We start from the raw sequence: 18,899 nt of genomic DNA on the forward strand, positions 1-18,899 counted from the left end.
CGAGATTCAAGCCCCTGCGGCGTTTGAGCAGCGTGGTCCGGGGCGGAGCCCCGCGGCCGCAACGCCGGTTCCCGCTCAGGGCCGGAGGCCTCGGCGGAACAGCAGGTCGTGCACCACGTGGCTCTTGTCGAGGCCCTTGCCCTCGAAGCGGGTGAGCGGACGGAACTCGGGCCGAGGCGCGTACCCGCCGCCCTCAACCGTGTTCTCGTAGTCGGGATGGGCGGTCAGCACCTCGAGCATCTGCTCGGCGTAGTCCTCCCAGTCGGTGGCGCAGTGCACGATCGCGCCGGGCTTGAGCGGGCCGGCCACCAGCGAGAGGAACTCGGCCTGGATCAGCCGCCGCTTGTTGTGGCGCTTCTTGGGCCAGGGGTCGGGGAAGTAGACGCGCAACCCGTCGAGACTGTCGTCCGGGAGCATGTCGCGCAGCAGCACGATCGCGTCACCGTTCGCCACCCGTACGTTGTCGACTCCCGCGCGGGCCGCCAGGTTCAGCAGATTGCCCTGGCCGGGCGTGTGCACGTCGACCGCGAGGATGCCGGTCGTCGGATCGTCCTGCGCCATCTGCGCCGTGGCCTCGCCCATGCCGAAGCCGATCTCCAGGACGACGCGCTCGACACCGGGGAACATCTCCGCGAGGTCGAGCGTGCGCCGCCCGTCGATGTCCAGGCCCCACCTGGGCCACAGCCGCTGCAGGGCGTCCGCCTGCGCGTCGGTGACCCGGCCACGGCGTGGCTGGAAGCTCCGGATGCGGTGCTCGTGGTGCGACTCGGCAGGGTCGGGCCGCGGCCCCTCGGGAAACCGGGGCTCATTGGGGCGGGCGGCGGACACGGAAGTTTCAGACGACTCAGACACAGTGCGACGATTTTACGGGCACCCGGACGTGGGTCGGTCTTTCACTTTCAAGCCCCTGCGGCCATTCAAGCCCCGCCGGCGCTTGAGGCGCGTCTTTTAAGCCCCTGCGGCGATTGAGGCGATCAAGCCCCTGCGGCGATTGAGCAGCGGGGTCCGGGGCAGAGCCCCGCGACCGCAACCCCGGCGCTGCCTCACAGCAACGCGAGGACCCGCCCCGCGATCTCCCGCCCAATCGGCAAAGCCGCCGTCGCCGCAGGCGAAGGCGCATTCAACACATGAACCGCCCGCACACCTTCACGTATCAAAAAGTCATCCACAAGCGTCCCGTCCCGCAACACCGCCTGCGCCCGCACCCCCGCCGCCACCGGCACCATGTCCTCCGCGACGACCCCGGGCACAAGCCTCCGCACCGCCTTGGTGAACGCCGACTTCGACAACGACCGGTGGATCTCCCCGGCCCCGTAACGCCAGTGACTGCGCGCCATCCGCCACGACCCCGGCCAGGCCAACGTCCCGCCCACCTCGCGGGGCCGCACGACCCCCCACCCGTAGCCCTCACGCGCGAGCGCCGGCACCGCGTTGGGCCCCACGTGCACGCCGCCGTCGATCCCCCGCGTCAGGTGGACCCCGAGGAACGGGAACGCCGGATCCGGCACGGGGTAGACGAGCCCGCGCACCAGGTCGGGACGGCCGAGCTCGAAGTACTCGCCGCGGAACGGCACGATGCGCATCTCCGGGTCGTCCCCGGTCAACCGCGCCACCTCGTCGCACCGCAGCCCCGCGCAGTTGACGAGCACCCGCCCGCGCACCACGTCCCCCGCTCGCGTCCGCACGGCGATGCCCCGGTCCGCGCGCCGGTCGACCTGCACGACGTCCGCCCCGTACCGGATCTCGGCCCCGGACGCCTCGGCGAACCGCTCGGCGACCGCGCTGTAGTCGACGATCCCCGTCGTCCCCACGTGGATCGCGGCGAGGCCGCGGACCTCCGGCTCGTACTCCTGGATCTGCGAGGCGCCGAGCTCGCGCACCGGAATCCCGTTCTCCCGGCCGCGCTGTACGAGGGCGTGCAGGCGGGGCAGTTCCTCGCGCTCCGTGGCGACGATCAGCTTCCCGGTTACCTCGTGCGGGATCCCGTACTCCGCGCAGAACTTGACCATCTCGGCGGCGCCGCGCACCGCGAAACGGGCCTTGAGCGAGCCGGGCCGGTAGTAGATCCCGCTGTGTATGACCCCGCTGTTCCGCCCCGTCTGGTGCCGGGCCGGGCCTTCTTCCTTCTCGAGGACGACGACCCGGGTACCCGGCGCCGCCCGCGACACGGCATACGCGGTGGAGAGGCCGACGATTCCCCCGCCGACCACCAGTACGTCCCCGTCATACGCAGCCGCCCCCACGGGCCTCACCTCCACTCCCGACACACTCAGCATCTTGCCCGACCCCACTGACAATCGGCGCCGCACGGCCGGGATTCACGTTGCGGTCGTTGTCCTCCTACGTCACGGGGCTCTGCCCCGGACCCCGCTGGCTCTCGTTCGAACGGCGGGGCTTGAATCAGCTACGCCGGAGCCATCAGCAGCGGGCGGGCCCGCTCGCGGAGCTCCACCACGCGTGGCTCGTCGCCGTACGGTTCCAGGCGGTGCAGGAGGTCCTTCACGTACTCCGTGGTGCGCGCGGACGAGATCCGTCCGGCGACCTCGAGCGCCCGGGTCCCCTGCTCGCACGCGGCGTCCAGGTTCCCCGACTCCAGCTCGGCCACCGCCGACACCACGAGACGTAAGCCGTGCGAGCGCACGAACTCCTCCGTGGGCTTCGACAGCGCCTGCTCGGTGAAGCGCCGCACCTGACGGGGCGCCTTCAGATCGCGGTAGCACTCCGCCGCGTCCGCGGCGAACCGGTCGTACGAGTAGAAGCCGAGCCACGAAGGGTCTGTGTCGCCGTCACGGGCCCGCTCCAGCCACCCTTCGGCGGCCCGCAGCGCGGCCCCGGCCGCGTGCCCGTCGCCGGTGCGCGCGTGCGCGCGTGCCTCGATGAGCCGGAAGAAGCTCATGGTCCGGGCCGTCGCAAGGCCGCGGTTGCGCTCGATGGCGGCCTGCGCCAGGTCGACGCCCTCGTCGCCGAACCCCCGGTAGGTCGCCTGTAGCGACATGGAGGCGAGTACGTACCCGCCCAGCGGCACGTCCGCGGCGGCACGCGCGAGCCGGAGCGCCTGGATGTAGTAGCGCTGCGCGGCCTCCTGCTGCCCGGTGTCGAACGCCATCCACCCGGCCAGGCGCGTCAGTTCGGCCGCCGCCCCGAACAGCGAGCGCCCCACTTCGTCCGAGTACGAGGCGAGCAGCAGCGGCGCCGCCTCCACCCGCAGGCACTCCGGCACCATCGACGAACGCCAGTCACCGCCCCCGTACTTGGAGTCCCAGCGCCGCGCGTCCTCGGCGGCCTCGCGCAGCTTCTGTACGTCGCTGTGGCCGACCTTCTGCGGCGAACCCTCCTCTACGTGGTGCGCTTCTCGCGCCACGGAGGAGTCGGCCGGGGTTATCAGCCAGCGGGACGCGGGCGTCGCGTACGCGCTCACGGCGAACGAGCCGGCGAGCGACTGCCAGATCCCGCCGCCCGCCCGCCGCCCGGCGAGGTCGAGGCGGTACAGCTCCGTCACGGACTTCACCGCCGCCCGTACGTCACGCGGGAAGGCCAGGCCCACCTCGGGCGCGGGATCCGCGTCGGCCAGGCCGATCTCGTGCAGCGGCACGGGCCGGCCGAGCTTCTGCCCTATCGCGGCGGCGATGAGGTGCGGGGCGGCGCCCTGCGGCACCATGCCCTTCGACACCCAGCGCGCCACCGACGTCTTGTCGTAGCGGAGCGTCAACCCCCGTTGCGAACCAAGGTCGTTGACACGGCGGGCGAGGCCTGCGTTGCTGATTCCCGCGAGGGCGAGGACGGCGCCGAGCTTTTCGTTCGGCCCGCGTTGCTCCCTGGACATGAGCCACCCCTCGACACAGACGGCTGCCGCGCCCGGCACCACACCGTCTGTTTCGGCCTGGCATAACCACGCGGCATTCGTACACACAGCGTAGTTCGCCGCATCCCAAGCGTTAAGGGTCGGCATTCCGGATGGCGGGATTGTTGTCCGTACGGAAGTACGGCGCAGGCCACGCCGTGTGACCGTGTGCTCCGGGCATGGTGCCGTGCGCCTGTGCGTGCGCTCTTACCCGGACGGCAGGGCGGCGGTTGCATGGGACCTGCGTGGGTCGGCCCGCTGTACTGGATCCGGTGGGCTGGGGGACACCGCCGCCTACATCCCCGCGGGCGGCGGACCGGTCCGGGAGGCGAACTCCGCCTCCCGGACCGTGCGTTGCGCGCTGTGGCCGAAGCGGGGTGTTCAGCTCCGGCCACCAACAGCCGATTTGGCCGAATCTCGCCCCTGGAATCCGAACTCGCCCGGGTAGTACCACGGTTCAACCACGGCTCAAAAGGGGCGCATTAGGGGGAGCGTACGCCTGTTCCCGCTCGGTCCTTCCCTTCGCCGTGTCCCCTCCTTGGGGCCGCCTTCGTGGCAGCATGGGTTCCCCTGTGTTGTCCACAGCCTGTGGAGGCGACGATGCGCTGGTTGGTGGGGTGGAGCAGTGCCACCTCCGGGCCCGTTGCCCTCGGTTCCGCGGGTGCCACGGGAGCGGAGGGCGAAACCGTACACCCGGTGGGCTCCCAACTCCTGTGGGGCGACCCGGATCCGCTGTGGGCGGTCGGTGACTGGCGCCCCGACGAAGTACGCATCGTGAAGGCCGACGACCGGACGCGGGTCGCGGTCCTCGGCGTGTGCGGCGCCTCCGACGAGCAGCTGAGGGTGGGCCTGTTCGCGGCGCGCGGCGGCGCCCTGCGCCACCTCACGGCCTGGCCCGGCAGCTACACGGCCGTGGTCCAGGTCGGCCGCCGCATCACGGTGGTGGGCGACCTCGCGGGCGCGCGCCCGGTGTTCCACACCCCCTGGGCGGGCGGCACCGCGTACGCGACGGCCGCGCTCCCGCTCGCCGACCTCATCGAAGCCGACCTGGACGTAGGGCACTTGGCCGCGCTCCTCGCGGCGCCCGATGTCCCGGAGGCGCTGCACGACTCGACGCCCTACCAGGGCGTGCACCGCATCCCGCCGGGCCACGCGCTGATCCTGCGCGCCGGGGCCCGCGAGATCGCCGGCTACGAGCCCGTGGCGTCCCTCGCGGTGGGCGCGGGCGCCGTCGACCCGGAGAGCGCCGTGGACGACGTCAGGGACGCCCTCGTGGAGGCCGTGCGGACCCGCCTCGCGGCGCCCCGGCACGTGCCCGGCACGGACCTGGACCCCGGGCCCGTGCCCGGCATGGGCCCCGCCGAGCGCCGGGCCGCCCGCGGCATGCCCGTGCCCGGCATCGGCGCCGACGTCTCCGGTGGTCCTGCGTCCGGCACCCTCGCCCTCCTCGCGGCGGGCCTGCCCGGCATGCCCGGCACGGTCCTCGGGCACGGCACGGGCGCGGGCGAGCGGCTCCTGGCGGTCACCTTCAACGACCGCTCGTCGCGGGCGGACCAGCACGAGGCGGAGCTCGAGAGAGCCGGGGCGCTCGCCGCGAACCCACGCCTCCACCACGTAGTGGTGGCGGCAGGCGAAGAGGCGCTCCCGTACGCCGAGTTGGATGGACCGCTCACCGACGAGCCGAGCCCGTCCCTCGTCACGGCCGCACGCCACCGTGCACGCCTCGTCTCCGGCAGCGCCGACCACTTCACCGGCTACGGGGCCCGCCAGGTCCTGGACGCCCACCCGGCGCGCCTGGCCGACCTGCTGATGGACCGGCAGCGGCGCCACATGATGCGCCCCATGGCGGCGCTCACCAAGGCTGACGGCTCCCTCACGGTGCCGGCGCGCGTCTACGGAGCGGCAAGAAAACTCGCCCGTACGCCCTACAAGGCGGGCCTCGAAGGGCTCTCCAGCCGACTCCTCCAGCGCAGTTTCGAGGAACCGGGCGGTGCCGTCGGCGCCTCGCTCGCCGCCCTCGCCTGGGCCAGACCGGGGCCCGCCGCGCGCTGGCTGACCGGAGAGGCACTCGCTGAAGTATCGGTTCGCCTCCACGACGGCAAGACCCGTCCGGGGCCGGGTCCCGGCCAGCGCCCCGGAGAGTTCCGCGCCCGCGCGGTCCTCGCCCGGCACGCCGCGGACCTGCGCATCCTCGAACAGGCCGCAGAGGTCCGCTTCCAGCGCCTGCACGCCCCCTTCCTCGACAACCAGGTCGTCCGCGCCTGCCGCGCCCTGCCCGAGGCGCTGCGCGTCCAGCCGGGGGCCCGCGCCGACATCCTGCGCCGGGTCCTCGAAGGCGCGGGCGTCAGCGAACTGCCACCCGGCTGGGGCGCCCCCTCCCACGCCTCGTCGTCCGCCGCGACCCGCGCCGGGCTCCGCCTCGCGGCGGAGCAGCTGATCGGCCTCTTCGACACGCCACTGCTCGCACAGACGGGTCTGATCGAGGCCCGCGTGGTCCGCAAGGCCCTGCGCGCCGCGGCCGACGGCGAACCGCTGCCGCTCGACGGCCTGGCCGACCTGGTCGCCCTCGAACTGTGGCTGCGCCGCCTCCTCTCCCGCCGCGGCACCTGCTGGACCGGCACCCCGGCACGCGCGCGTGCGGTGCCGACGGGGAGCGTCGTCCCCGAGCGCGCACTGGGAGCGGGGCCGCGGTAACCCCGCCCCGGGCAAAAACTGGGCCGTCCCGCCGCCGAGCGGCGACAATGCCTCAGTGCAGTACAAAATCCTGGGCACCACACAGGCATACGACGACGAGGGCACACCCGTGCCCGTGGGCGGCCCGCGGCTGCGCGCCCTGCTCACGGCCCTGGCCCTGCACGCCCCGAACACCGCCCCCACCGAAGCGCTCATCGACGACGTCTGGGCCGGAGACCCGCCCGCCGACGCCCCGGCCGCCCTGCAGGCGCTGGTCGGCAGGCTCCGCCGCGCACTCGGCAAGGAGGCGGTCACCTCCGAGGCCGGCGGCTACCGCCTCGCCGCGGGCCGCGGGAACATCGACCTGTACGTCTTCGAAGGCCTGGCCCGCGAGGGCGTCGCGGCCCTTGCGGCGGACGCCCCGGAGGCCGCCGCCCGGGTGCTGCGGGACGCGCTCGCCCTATGGCGCGGCCCGGCCCTCGTCGACCTCCCCGACCACACGGCTGCCACCCGCTACGAGGCCCGCCGCCAGGACGCCGTCCGCGCGCGCGTGGAGGCGGACCTGCGCCTGGGGCGCGCCCTCGACCTCGTACCGGAGCTGCGGGAGCTCACCGCCGCGCATCCGTACGACGAGCCGCTGCGGGGCCTTCTGATTCGGGCGCTGCGGGACTCCGGTCGGAGGGCGGATGCGTTGGCCGCGTTTGAGGATGCGAGGGGTGTGTTGGCGGAAGGGTTGGGGGCGGATCCCGGGCCCGAACTGGCCGCGCTGCATGCTGAGTTGCTGGCGCCTGCCGATTCTGCCGCCCACCCGGGGTTGCGGCCTCGGGGCTCTGCCCCGGACCCCGCTGGCTCTCGTCCACAGGCGGGGCTTGAAAAGCGAGGGCTTGACGTGCCGCAGGGGCTTGAGCGGCCCCCGGCTCGAACCGGGAATCTTCGGCCGCGGCTGAATTCGTTCGTTGGGCGGGAACCTGAACTCGCCGCCATCCGTTCCCAATTGCGAGGAGCACGTCTGGTCACCCTCACGGGGCCGGGCGGTTCCGGCAAGACCCGGCTGGCGGAGGAGGCAGCGGCACCGCTGTCCCAGGCCTGGCTGGTCGAGCTGGCGCCGCTCGACGATCCGCTGGCGGTGCCGGGCGCGGTGGTCAGCGCACTGGACCTGCGTGAGACGGTCCTGATGACGAACGAGTTGTCGGGCCCGCAGACCGATCCGACCAGCCTCCTCGTAGAGCACTGCGCCCACCGCAGCCTGCTCCTGATCCTTGACAACTGCGAACATGTCATCGGCGCAGCGGCCCAGCTCGCCGAGACCCTCCTCACGCGCTGCCCCGGCCTCACGATCCTCGCCACCAGCCGCGAACCCCTCGGCGTTCCGGGGGAGTCCGTGCGCCCCGTCGAGCCGCTGCCCCCGGACCCCGCCCACCGCCTGTTCGCCGAACGGGCCGCCGCGGTCCGCCCCGGCTTCGACCCCAGCCAGGATCAGGCCGCCGTCGCCGAGATCTGCCGCCGCCTCGACGGGCTGCCGCTGGCCATCGAGCTGGCCGCTGCCCGCCTCAGACTGCTCACGCCCCGCCAGATCGCGGACCGGCTCGACGACCGCTTCCGCCTGCTGACCGGCGGCAGCCGCACCGTGCTGCCCCGCCAGCAGACCCTCCGCGCGGTCGTCGACTGGTCGTGGGACCTGCTCGACAAGGGGGAGCGCAGCACCCTGTGCGAGCTCTCGGTCTTCGCCGGCGGCTGGGACATGGAGGCGGCGGAGGCCGTGTGTTCCACGGACGAGGTCGCCGACGTCATCGGCTCCCTCCTGGACAAGTCCCTGCTCGTCGCCGCACCCCACCAGGAGCAGCGCGGCGCGGGCATGCGCTACCGGATGCTGGAGACCATCCACGAGTACGCGACGGAGCGTGCCGCGCAGGCCCCCGAGCTCCTGGCAGGGGCCGAGCGGCGGCACATCGCCCACCTGCGCGCGCTGGTCGAGGCGGCCGACCCCAAGCTGCGAACCGCCGAGCAACTCCCGTGGATCCAGCGCCTGGAGGCGGAGCTGGACAACATCCGCGCGGCGCTGACCCGCGTCACGTCCGGGCCGGGGCCCGTCGACCTGGAGTCGGCGATCGCCCTTGCCCTGCACATGGGTTGGTTCTGGTGGCTGCGCAACTACCGCCACGAGGGCTCGAACTGGGTCGAGCGCATCATGAAGATGCTGCCGGACGGCGAGCTACCGGAAGACACCGAGGACCCGATGTACTGGCCGCAGATGAACCTGCGGCTGCTCTCCCTGTTCCTGCTCTCCGAGATCTACCCGCAGAGCGCGGTCGCCGATGGGGAGCAGCGTGCATACGCGCTGCGCGTGCAGGCCGTCTTCGCGCCGCCCAACCCGGAAGGCGCCCGCTTCCCCGGCATCATCTGGCCGTTCACGCTGTTCCTGCTCGACGGCCGCGACGTGCGCACCGACCTGGACGCCGCGGTCGCCAACTGCCGCCGTTTCGGGGGCGACTGGGAGCTCGGCGTCACCCTGATGTTCCGCGCGCACATGGCCGTCGACATGCCGGGCAACATGAGCGGCGTCGACGACGACCTCGCCGAACTGCGGGGTCTGAGCCGCCGGGTGGGCGACCGCTGGATGCGGGCCCAGGTGTGCAGCGCGGCGGGCGAGGCCGCCATGGGGCGCGGCCGGTTCGAGGAGGCTAGGGGCGAGTACGAGGAGGCGCTGATGCTCGCCTACGAAGTGGGGGCGCACGCCGAGTCGCCGTTCCTCATGGCGCGCCTCGCGGAGATCTCCTTCCGCGCGGGCGACCGGGCCACCGCGCAGAAGACGCTCGACATGGCGACCGACGAGGCGGAGCGGTACGGGGTGGTGGACACCGCCGCCTTCGCCCGGCTGCTGCGGGCGTATCTCGCTCTGGCAGACGGTGACGTGGCCGGCGCGCGTGAGCACTTCGACGCCTCGTGCGCGGTGGCCGAGGGCGGCACCCCGCCGCCGCAGTTCGTCGCGGCCCTCGGTGTGGTCGACGCGCGCGTCACGGCGGCGGAGTCGGGGCCCGGCGCCGGCCTGCGGAAGGTGGTCCGCCTGCTGCGCGCCGAAGTCCTGGGGCAGACGGCCGAGTTGGTGACCGCGGGCCTTGTCGACGTCGGAGCCGCACTGCACGCGCGCGTGGGCGACATGGCACGTGCGGTGCGCCTCTTCGCGGCAGCCGACGTGATGCGCGCCGGTCTGCCGAGGGCGATGCCGGAGCGCGAGGAGTACGAGGCCGTGGAGTCCCGCGCGCGGGCCGAGCTGGGCGCCGTACGGTACGAGGCCGAGCGTGCGGCGGGCGGCGCCCTCACGCACGAGCAGCTCCTCGCGGAGCTGGACACCGGCGCCGATACGGGTGGCTGACGCCGGGTGATCAGCTACAGGTGAAGCGGGACTCCGCCCAGTCGGCGACCGCCACCGAGTCGGCCGGGCTGTTCGGTTCGGTCACGAGCCGGATCGACTTCGCCCCGGCCACGTTCACATGAACCGGCACAGCGGGGTCACGGCCCTTGACCACGGACGAGCTCCAGGCCCGCGCCCCGTCGACGTAGACGGAGAACCGGACGGCGCCGAGACCGAGCGTCATGTCGTCGACACCGGCATGGGCGTCGTACGCCGTGCAGCTTCGGTTGAGGTCGATGGTGACGGATGACCGGGAGTGCACCGACACCCCGTTCGCGTACTGCTTGTCGGCGATCGACATGCCGTAGCGCTGCCACACCCAGCTGCTCTCGCCGAGGCGGATCTCCGGCTTCGAGCCGTCCCCGACAAGGTCGTGCTGCAGCTTGTTCACCTGGTAGACGGCCGGGGCGGGTGGAGGCGTCGGCGTCGGTGTCGGCTTCGTCGGCGTCGGTGTCGGCTCGGGAGCCGGCGGCTTCGGCTTCGGAGGTGTCGGCTTGGGCGTGGGCTTCGGGGTCGGCTTGGGGGAGGGCTTCGGCGGCGTCGGCTTGGCCACCGGGGGCTTCGGCTCCGGCGTCGGCTTCTTCGGTTCGGGCTTGGGCTTCTTCGGCTCGATCGGCTGCGAGGCGGGCGGCGGCGCCTGCTCGTGGGCCTCCGGTTTCGGCTTCGGGTCTCCACCGGTGAGCGCCATGGCCAGCGCGACGGCGGTGCCGGCAGCCACCACACCGGCCGCGATCCCCGCCTTCGCGGGGGCGCCGAGCCCCTCGGACGCCGCGCCTCCGGCGGCGCCGCCGCTCGAGGAGCCGCCCGTCGCCGCGGCCGCACCCGCTCCGGCCGCGCCCGCCGCACTCGCGGCGCCACCGCCGATGAACGCCGCGGCCTTCGCGTACCCGGCCGCGCCGAACCAGCCGATGACCGCGATCGGTACGACACCGGGGATGCCGCCGGCGACTTCCTTGATCTGGCCGGCCGCGAGCCGGCACTTGGCGCACTCCTCCATGTGCTTGCGCAGGCCCCGCTCCGCCCGCGTGCGCAGGCTGCCGCGCGCGTAGGCGCCGAGCCGGTCCGCGTAGCGTGCGCACTCCTCGGACTGGGTGAGCGTGGTCGAGACATGGGCCTGGAGGTAGGCCTCCTTCAGGCCCTCGCGGGCCCGCTTGGCGAGCACGCGCGTGCCATTGGCGTCGAGCCCGAAGAGCGTGGCGACCTCGCTGGGCGACTCCTCCTCGACCTCCGTGTGCCACAGCACGGCCTGCCAGCGCTCGGGCAGCGAGCGGAAGGCCTGCATGGCCATCGACTGCTCGGCCTCGTGCATCGCGAGGACGTCGGCGCCCAGGTCGAGCGTGTCGTCGTCCATGGCCTCGGACGAGCGGGCGGCCTGCGTGGCGAACACGGCGAAGTCGTCGACGAGGTGCTCGCGCTTGGCCGACTTCGTCCAGCCCGCGGCCACGCGGCGCACCGTGGTCAGCAGATAGGCGCGCATCGCGTGCTCGGGACCGCTGCCGCTGCGCACCGCCTGCAGGGTGCGGGCGAAGACCTCGGCCGTGAGGTCGTCGGCGGTGTGCCCGTCGCGGCAGCAGGTGCGGGCGTAGCGGCGCACGGCGGCGGAGTGGCGGCGGTACAGCTCTTCGTAGGCGCCGTCGTCGCCCGCGCGCATGCTGGCGATCAGGTCGGCATCGGAGGACGGTGCCTCGCCGTCGACCACGCCGGGTGAGCCGCTCTCGCGCTGAGGCGGCACGGATGTCTTGATGTCCGGTGTCTGGATGTCCGCCGTCTGGATGTCCGGCTGCTCGGGGGGCGTGCGCCCCGGACCGCCCTGGCTCGGTACCTGCCGCGAGGGCGGGCTCTCGGCGCTCGTCCCGCCGCCCTCGGGCCGCTGCTCGTCCCGCCCGTCAACGCTCATTGCGGAATGCCCCCGACCGCCCACTCTGACCCGATCACCGGGAAAGAGTGTCACACGCACGGGCCCCCGAAGTAGCTGCTGCACCGCAACCACTCATCCGTGGAGATTTCGCGTGCTCGACCCCTAAGGATCACCCGTTCGGGGAAGCATCAACCACCGTGCCGTTCAACGGGAGTTGACCGCGAGTGACGGTGTGGTCGACTCGCGGTCACTCCCTCGGTTCGGTGAGGATCCGGCCCGTTGTTCCGACCGGTCACGCCGGCCGGGACCGCAGCCCTTCGAGCAGGATGTCGAGCAGCCGGGCGGAGGCCGCCTCCTGCTGTACGGCGTCCGGAAGCGACGGGGCCGCCGTCGCGATGACCAGCAGTACGTCCGACACGGTCACATCGGCGCGCAGCTCACCGGCCTCCCGGGCGCGGTCCACGAGCCGCCCCACGACCTCGAGGAGCGCCGCGGCCCCCGAGTCGTCCGATGGCAGGCTCTCGCCGCCGACCGCCGGCTGTCGCTCGACGAGCCGCAGCTCCGGTGTCGCGGCACGCTGCTCGGGAACGCGCGGCTCGTCGAGCACGCCGTCCTCGGAGTCGGCTACCCCCACCCGCAGTACCTGCGGAGGCAGCAGCCGCCCCGCACCCGAGGCGACCGAGGTCCGCAGGAAGCGCGAGAGCGCCGACCACGGCTCTTCCTCCTGGCCGAGCGCCGTGCGCGCCTGGTCGGTCAGCCGCGCGGTCTCCTCCTCGGCTATCCGCCGCACCAGTACGTCCTTGCTGGGAAAGCGCCGGTAGACCGTGCCCACCCCGACGCGAGCGCGACGCGCCACGTCCTCCATGGGCGCCCCGTACCCCAGCTCGCCGAAGACCTCCCTGGCGGCGCGCAGCACATGCTCAAGGTTGCGCTGTGCGTCCACACGAAGCGGCGTGGAGCGCGAACTGTCGCCCGCCCCCCGCCCGTTGGCCCCCGCGACCGTGCCAGAGGGCGCGACGGTAGAGGTCGAGGTCCAATGAGAGTCCTGAATGTGCATATGTGTTCCCCCGGTAATGACGTCTCCCCCCGGAGACACTCCCCGCCATTGTCTGTCGGAGCCGGAGGAACAGACAGCGATTTCCGGGACCGCGTCCCCATCGCCCGCGTATCCCCCCAGACACCCCGACAAGAGACGAACATAGTTGAGCCGGGGGCAATTCAGAAGGGGCAGGTTCCGCACCGGGTGCCCCTCGAAAGAAGTACGTGCGGGATTTCGCCATGACGGCCTTGCCGCTCTCCACCCCGGCCCAGGGCCCCGCTTCGGACGCTGACCTGGGCACCTCCCGCGCGCGCGGGTCGACAGCCGGGCCAGGAGGGGTACTTCTGGTCGTCATACAAATGGTCGAGGCTGTGGACAAACGCAGGGGGCCGATGCGTCATGGGAGGGTGAGGACTGCAATCTTCCGGGGGACGACCCCCGTACCCCCGAGGTGTACGCGCATTGTTGTAGTCGGCGGCGGTTACGTCGGGATGTACACGGCTCTGCGACTCCAGAAGAAGCTCGGACCGGAGCTCAAGAGCGGTGCCGTGGAGATCGTCGTGATCACCCCCGACCCGTACATGACCTATCAGCCCTTCCTGCCGGAGGCGGCCGCCGGATCGATCTCGCCGCGCCATGTCGTCGTCCCGCTGCGCCGCGCGCTCGACCTGTGCCAGGTGATCGTCGGCGAGGCGCACTCCATCGACCACGCCAAGCGCACGGCCACGTACACCACGCTGGCCAGCGACGAGGAGGGGACGGGCGCGGCCACCCTCACCTACGACGAACTGGTCCTGGCGCCGGGCTCCGTCTCCCGCACGCTCCCGGTCCCCGGGCTCGCCGAATTCGGCATCGGGTTCAAGACCGTCGAGGAGGCCATCGGCCTGCGCAACCACGTCATCGAACAGCTCGACATCGCGTCCTCCACGCGCGACCCGGCGATCCGTGACGCGGCGCTCACCTTCGTCTTCGTAGGAGGCGGCTACGCGGGCGTGGAGGCGCTCGGAGAGCTGGAGGACATGGCCCGGTACGCGGCGAAGTACTACCACAACGTCAAGGCCGAGGACCTGAAATGGATCCTCGTGGAGGCGAGCGATCGGGTCCTGCCCGAAGTGGGCCCGGAAATGGGCCAGTACACGATCCGCGAACTGCGCGGCCGCAACATCGACGTACGCCTGGAGACCCGGCTCGAATCCTGCGAGCACCGCGTAGCGGTGCTCAGCGACGGCTCCTGCTTTCCCACACGTACGGTCGTGTGGACGGCCGGCGTCAAGCCGAGTCCGCTGCTCGCCGCCACGGACCTGCCGCTGAACGAACGCGGCCGCCTCAAGTGCACCGCCACGCTCGCCGTCGACGGCGCCCCGCACGCGTGGGGAGCGGGCGACGCCGCGGCGGTCCCGGACATCACCGCGGACGAGCCCGGCAAGGAGTGCGCGCCCAACGCCCAGCACGCGGTGCGCCAGGCCCGCACCCTCGGCGACAACATCGCGGCATCCGTGCGCGGCGAACCCCTCACCGACTACGAGCACGCGTACGCGGGTTCGGTGGCCTCACTCGGACTGCACAAGGGCGTCGCGCACGTCTACGGTCGCAAACTGAAGGGCTACCCTGCCTGGTTCATGCACCGCGTCTACCACCTCAGCAGGGTGCCCACCGTGAACCGCAAGGCCCGCGTTCTGACCGAATGGACGCTCTCCGGTCTGTTCAAGCGAGAGATCGTCTCGCTGGGCTCGCTGGAACAGCCCCGCGCCGAGTTCGAACTCGCGGCCGGAGCGGTCCCTCCTACGGACCCATCTGGCGGACCCTCCCGCGACACCCCACAAGGGCCCCCGGAAAACCCGAAGGGGTCGCCCTGAGCGTCCTGTTGACGCCCCCGACGGAGCACTGCTGACCGGAGCGCGGAACCCCCGCTCGCGGACCGGCGTCTGACGTTTGTCAGTACGGTCCGCCAGACTGGTCCACGACCCTGGGCGGGCCCCTCGCCCACCCTCGACCCCACGAGGCTTTTCCCCTGTGAACTTCACGCGCTGGAGCGCCCGGCTCCCCGGAACGCAGCGCCGCGCGGTCCCCGCTGCCCGCGCCGAGCACCTGTCCGAAGAGGCGCCCGGCGAGGAGGGCGGCGTCGACGAGCTGCCCGTACGCGAGGTCCTCGACCGCATCCCCGCCCTCGTCGCCCTGGTGCACGGCCCCGAGCACCGCATCGCGTACGTCAACGACGCCTACGTAGCGGCCTTCGGCGAGCGCACCGCGGGCGAGCCCGCCCACGAGGCGCTGCCCGAGCTCGACGAGCTCAGCCTGCTCCCGTTCCTCGACCAGGTGCTGCGCAGCGGCAAGCCCCGCACGGTCAAGTCCCGCAAGACGTCCGGCGGTCGCTCGTACACCGTCACCTGCACCCCGCTGGAGACCGCGGAGGGCCCCGGGGTGCTGATCTTCGCGGCCGATGTCACGGACCACGCGGAGGCGGCGGAGCGCCTGCGCACCAGCGAGAGCGAACAGCGCGAGACGGCGGTCACGCTCCAACGCTCCCTCCTGCCACAGGAGTTGGAGGAGCCGGACGACCTGCGGATCGCGGCCACGTACCAGCCCGGCGGCACCGAGGCCGCGGTCGGCGGCGACTGGTACGACGTGATCACCCTCGGCGGCGGCCGCACGGCCCTGGTGATCGGCGACGTCATGGGCCGCGGCGTCCGGGCGGCCGCGGTCATGGGCCAGCTCCGCACGGCGGTCCGCGCCTACGCGCGCCTGGACCTGCCCCCGCACGAGGTACTCCAACTACTGGACGGCCTCGCTACGGAGATCGACCCGCACCAGATCGCCACCTGCGTCTACGCCGTCCACGACCCGAACGAGGGCAGCCTCGTCTACGCCTCCGCGGGCCATCTGCCGATCCTCGTACGCGACGAGAACGGCACGATCCACCGCGGCGACGAGCCCACGGGGCCGCCGCTCGGCACCGGCGGCTGGCTGCACGCCTCGGGCTCGGTGCCGCTCGGCTCCGGGTCCACGGCGGTCATGTACACCGACGGCCTGGTGGAGCGCCGCGACGAGGACATCGACGAGGGGGTGGCCGCGCTCGAGAACGCCCTGGCGGGCGCGACCGGCACGCCCCAGGTGGTCTGCGACCGCCTGATCCGCGCGGCCGGTGTCACGGCCGATCACGACGACGACGTCGCGGTCCTGGTCGTTCAGCACCCGGCCCGCAAGGGCACCGACGGCGAGCGCTTCCGCAACGCGGCGCTCGAACTGCTCGGCGGCGTGGAGGCGGCTCCACGCGCGCGTGCCTTCGCGTCCGGCGTCCTCACCAGCTGGCGCTTCGCCGACGAACTCCACGACGTGGGCGTCCTCGCGGCCAGCGAACTCGTCGCCAACTCCCTCCAGCACGGCACCCCGCCCATGCGCCTGCGCCTGCGCCGCACGGACCGCCGCCTGATCATCGAGGTGACCGACGGCGACGACCACCTGCCGCGCCGCCGCCGCGCGGAACCGGCGGACGAGGCGGGGCGTGGCATCGCGATCGTCGCCACGATCGCCTCGAACTGGGGCTCGCGGCGCACGCCGGGCGGCGGCAAGGCGGTGTGGTGCGAGTTCGTGCTCCCACCGGGCAAGGCCGGGGGAGCGCTTCCGGCGTGACGTCTCAGCCGGACGTGGCGGCTGCGGGCTCAGGCGAGCTCTGCATCACCACACGGCTGCCGGCCAGCGACGGCTGGTCCTGCACCGGCGTGAGCCGCTTGCCGAGCCGCAGCGCGAGCACGGTGACGGCCAGCGAGAACAGCACGAACGTCACGATGTACGGCCCGTGCAGCGCGGCGCCCATCGGCCCGCCCACGGCAGGCCCGACCGCCAGCGCGAGCTGCTTCACCAGCGCGAAGGCCGAGTTGTACGACCCGACCATGCCGGCCGGAGCGAGATCGGCGACGAGCGGCGCCACGGTCGGCGACAGCATCGCCTCACCGAGACCGAACAGCGCGTACGTGGAGATGAACGCGGCGGTCGCCATCGCCTGGCTCCCGTGGCCGATCCCCGCGTACCCGGCCGCCAGCCACGCCACAGTCCAGATGAGCCCCACGGCCGCAATCACCCGCGACCGCTTCCGGCGCTCGACCAGCTTGAGGACGGCGAACTGGGCGACCACGATCATCGCCGTGTTGGCGGCGAGCGCGATCCCGAGCGTGGACGCCGAGATACCGGCCGCCTCGACACCGTAGGCACTCAGCCCCGACTCGAACTGCCCGTAGCAGGCGAAGAACAGCACGAACCCGAGCACGCACAGCTGCATCATCGCCCGGTGCCCGAGCAGCGCCCGCATGCCGCCCTGGCCCTCGCCCTTCGGCACGGCCTCGCCGAGCGCCGGCGAATGCGGCATCCGTACGGTCAGCACGATCCCGGCGAGCACCAGGAACATCACGGCCTCGATGGAGAAGAGCAGCAGGAAGCTGTCCGGCCTGGACTCGTCCACGATCTGTCCGCCGATGAGCCCGCCGATGCCGAGGCCCAGGTTCTGCAGGAAGAACTGTGTCGCGAACGAACGGGTGCGCGTCTCCGGCGCCGAGCACCACACGATCATCGTCGCGAGCGCCGGCTGCAGCACCGCGGTCCCGGCCCCCAGCACCGCGGCGGCCACGATGGCAGCCGACTCGTACGTGGCGAACCCGAGACCGACCGCTCCCACGGACGCCACGACCGAGGCCGCGACGAGCACGGGCAGCGGCCCGCGCCGGTCGATGGCGCGGCCGGTGAAGGGGAGGACGACCAGGGCGGCCATGGCGAAGGCGGCCAGCACGATCCCCGCCGCACCGGCCCCGAGCTCTCGGACCTCCGCCACGTACACGTAGAGGAACGGAACCGTGAAGCCGATGCCGAACGCGCTCAGCGCGCTGCCCACCTGAATTCGGCGCATCGCGGCGCCCATCGCCCTGGTCACTTTCACCTGGCCTTTCGCTGGTCGGGGCCTTACCCCTGAAGACTTCGAAGCTAAAGTTAGAAGCTAAAGAGTACACACCCAAGGACTTCAACGCCAACGACAGCCGTGCCATACTGCGCGGCATGGCGGACACCCCAGGCGTACGGGCGACCGAGCCGACGCTCGAAGAGCAGATCGCCGCGTACCAGCGCGAGTTCCAGGCCCTCGACCCCCAGGTCGAGCAGATCGTCTCGGCGCTCGGCAGGCTCAACCGTCGGATGAACGTGGCGTACGGACGCCAGACCGCGGAGATAGGGATCAGCAACACCGATTGGGAGGTCCTCAAGGCCCTCGTCCTCTCCGGTGCCCCCTACCGGATGGGCCCCGGCGACATCGCCAAGCGCCTCGGCCTGACCCCCGCCGCGATGACCCACCGCATCGACCGCATGGTCCAGGAGGGCCTGGTCACCCGCGACCGCGACGAGAACAACCGCGTCCGCGTCATCGTGGAGCTGACCTCGGAGGGCCGCGAGAAGTGGCTGGAGGCGATGCGCCTCGCGTCCGTCTTCGAGGAGGACCTCCTCCAGGACCTCACGCCGGCGGAGCGCAGCGCCCTCGGCGAGGTCCTCACCCGTCTTCTACGTCGCGTGGAAGACGCCCAGCCGGACGCCGGCGGCCGCCTCAACGACCTCGACTGAAGCCGGACCGGGGGAGGGTTGACACGGCCTTCCCCGATCCGTAAGGTACTTCGGGTTGCCACGGAGCCGTAACGGTTCTTCGGTAGCCATCCGCCGCTCAAGCGGCATCCAATCTCAGCACGATCACCCCACCGGGATTCTGTTCGGCATGCCCGAATTCAATTCCGAACCCCCGATTAGCTCGGGGGCCGGGAATCCGCTAAAGTTTGGAACGTCGGAACGGCCCAACAGCCGGGAAGACAAGCCCCTCTGACTGGAAATCAGGCCCGAAAGGATCTGATAGAGTCGGACTCGCCGGAAAGCCGAAAGGCCGGAAAGCGAAGCGGGACCGAGGGAAATCGGCCGGTGAAACGGTCTGATAGAGTCGGAAACGCAACAACAGCAAGACCGAAGGGAAGCGCCCGGAGGAAAGCCCGCGAGGGTGAGTACAAAGGAAGCGTCCGTTCCTTGAGAACTCAACAGCGTGCCAAAAATCAAC

General features: G+C 72.2%; 11 protein-coding genes. 5 read left to right on the top strand and 6 right to left on the bottom strand.

All coding sequences use genetic code 11. The annotated features are described in order from the left end of the window. Window positions 1-75: 75 nt before the first annotated feature. From trmB to ACWD2L_RS32845, 3 genes are all read right to left on the bottom strand, one after another. Window positions 76-852 (bottom strand): tRNA (guanosine(46)-N7)-methyltransferase TrmB, encoded by a 777-nt coding sequence (gene trmB / locus ACWD2L_RS32835; protein WP_351336750.1) that lies wholly within the window; start codon window positions 850-852, stop codon window positions 76-78. A gap of 191 nt (window positions 853-1,043) precedes the next feature. Next, complete coding sequence (gene lhgO, locus ACWD2L_RS32840) at window positions 1,044-2,276, bottom strand: L-2-hydroxyglutarate oxidase (protein ID WP_351336748.1); 1,233 nt, start codon at window positions 2,274-2,276, stop codon at window positions 1,044-1,046. A 128-nt stretch (window positions 2,277-2,404) separates the two neighbouring features. Further along, a complete protein-coding gene (locus ACWD2L_RS32845) occupies window positions 2,405-3,823 on the bottom strand; it encodes an MFS transporter (RefSeq protein WP_351336745.1) in 1,419 nt (472 codons plus the stop codon). 618 nt (window positions 3,824-4,441) lie between these two features. Here ACWD2L_RS32845 and ACWD2L_RS32850 point away from each other — a divergent pair. Then, a complete protein-coding gene (locus tag ACWD2L_RS32850) occupies window positions 4,442-6,535 on the top strand; it encodes an asparagine synthase-related protein (protein WP_351336743.1) in 2,094 nt (697 codons plus the stop codon). A gap of 55 nt (window positions 6,536-6,590) precedes the next feature. Then, window positions 6,591-9,887 (top strand): AfsR/SARP family transcriptional regulator, encoded by a 3,297-nt coding sequence (locus ACWD2L_RS32855; RefSeq protein ID WP_351336740.1) that lies wholly within the window; start codon window positions 6,591-6,593, stop codon window positions 9,885-9,887. Between the two features lie 10 nt (window positions 9,888-9,897). Here the strand turns inward: ACWD2L_RS32855 and ACWD2L_RS32860 are convergent, their stop codons facing one another. Continuing rightward, window positions 9,898-11,823 (bottom strand): sigma-70 family RNA polymerase sigma factor, encoded by a 1,926-nt coding sequence (locus ACWD2L_RS32860; protein WP_351336738.1) that lies wholly within the window; start codon window positions 11,821-11,823, stop codon window positions 9,898-9,900. A gap of 253 nt (window positions 11,824-12,076) precedes the next feature. Further along, the gene (locus ACWD2L_RS32865; RefSeq protein ID WP_351336735.1) at window positions 12,077-12,841 is read right to left on the bottom strand and encodes a TetR/AcrR family transcriptional regulator; all 765 of its coding nucleotides are present in this window, start codon (window positions 12,839-12,841) and stop codon (window positions 12,077-12,079) included. A 374-nt stretch (window positions 12,842-13,215) separates the two neighbouring features. Here ACWD2L_RS32865 and ACWD2L_RS32870 point away from each other — a divergent pair, with 374 nt between their 5' ends. Beyond that, window positions 13,216-14,679, top strand: coding sequence for an NAD(P)/FAD-dependent oxidoreductase (locus tag ACWD2L_RS32870; protein ID WP_451192784.1), 1,464 nt, complete (start codon window positions 13,216-13,218; stop codon window positions 14,677-14,679). A 157-nt stretch (window positions 14,680-14,836) separates the two neighbouring features. After that, complete coding sequence (locus ACWD2L_RS32875; RefSeq protein ID WP_351336731.1) at window positions 14,837-16,453, top strand: ATP-binding SpoIIE family protein phosphatase; 1,617 nt, start codon at window positions 14,837-14,839, stop codon at window positions 16,451-16,453. Window positions 16,454-16,457: 4 nt separating this feature from the next. Here the strand turns inward: ACWD2L_RS32875 and ACWD2L_RS32880 are convergent, their stop codons facing one another. Continuing rightward, window positions 16,458-17,732, bottom strand: a complete 1,275-nt coding sequence (locus ACWD2L_RS32880; protein WP_351336875.1) for an MFS transporter — start codon at window positions 17,730-17,732, stop codon at window positions 16,458-16,460. Between the two features lie 134 nt (window positions 17,733-17,866). Between ACWD2L_RS32880 and ACWD2L_RS32885 the strand changes: the two genes are divergently transcribed. After that, window positions 17,867-18,421 (top strand): MarR family winged helix-turn-helix transcriptional regulator, encoded by a 555-nt coding sequence (locus tag ACWD2L_RS32885; RefSeq protein WP_351336728.1) that lies wholly within the window; start codon window positions 17,867-17,869, stop codon window positions 18,419-18,421. Window positions 18,422-18,899 lie beyond the last annotated feature (478 nt).

Source organism: Streptomyces sp. NPDC002754, assembly GCF_053592315.1.

Excerpts from the sequence above, each read along its gene's own strand:
- ACWD2L_RS32880 (WP_351336875.1), bottom strand. The coding sequence starts at position 17,732 with ATGGGCGCCGCGATGCGCCGAATTCAGGTGGGCAGCGCGCTGAGCGCG.
- ACWD2L_RS32885 (WP_351336728.1), top strand. The coding sequence starts at position 17,867 with ATGGCGGACACCCCAGGCGTACGGGCGACCGAGCCGACGCTCGAAGAG.
- ACWD2L_RS32860 (WP_351336738.1), bottom strand. The coding sequence starts at position 11,823 with ATGAGCGTTGACGGGCGGGACGAGCAGCGGCCCGAGGGCGGCGGGACG.
- ACWD2L_RS32870 (WP_451192784.1), top strand. The coding sequence starts at position 13,216 with ATGCGTCATGGGAGGGTGAGGACTGCAATCTTCCGGGGGACGACCCCC.
- ACWD2L_RS32865 (WP_351336735.1), bottom strand. The coding sequence starts at position 12,841 with ATGCACATTCAGGACTCTCATTGGACCTCGACCTCTACCGTCGCGCCC.
- ACWD2L_RS32845 (WP_351336745.1), bottom strand. The coding sequence starts at position 3,823 with ATGTCCAGGGAGCAACGCGGGCCGAACGAAAAGCTCGGCGCCGTCCTC.
- lhgO (WP_351336748.1), bottom strand. The coding sequence starts at position 2,276 with ATGCTGAGTGTGTCGGGAGTGGAGGTGAGGCCCGTGGGGGCGGCTGCG.
- ACWD2L_RS32850 (WP_351336743.1), top strand. The coding sequence starts at position 4,442 with ATGCGCTGGTTGGTGGGGTGGAGCAGTGCCACCTCCGGGCCCGTTGCC.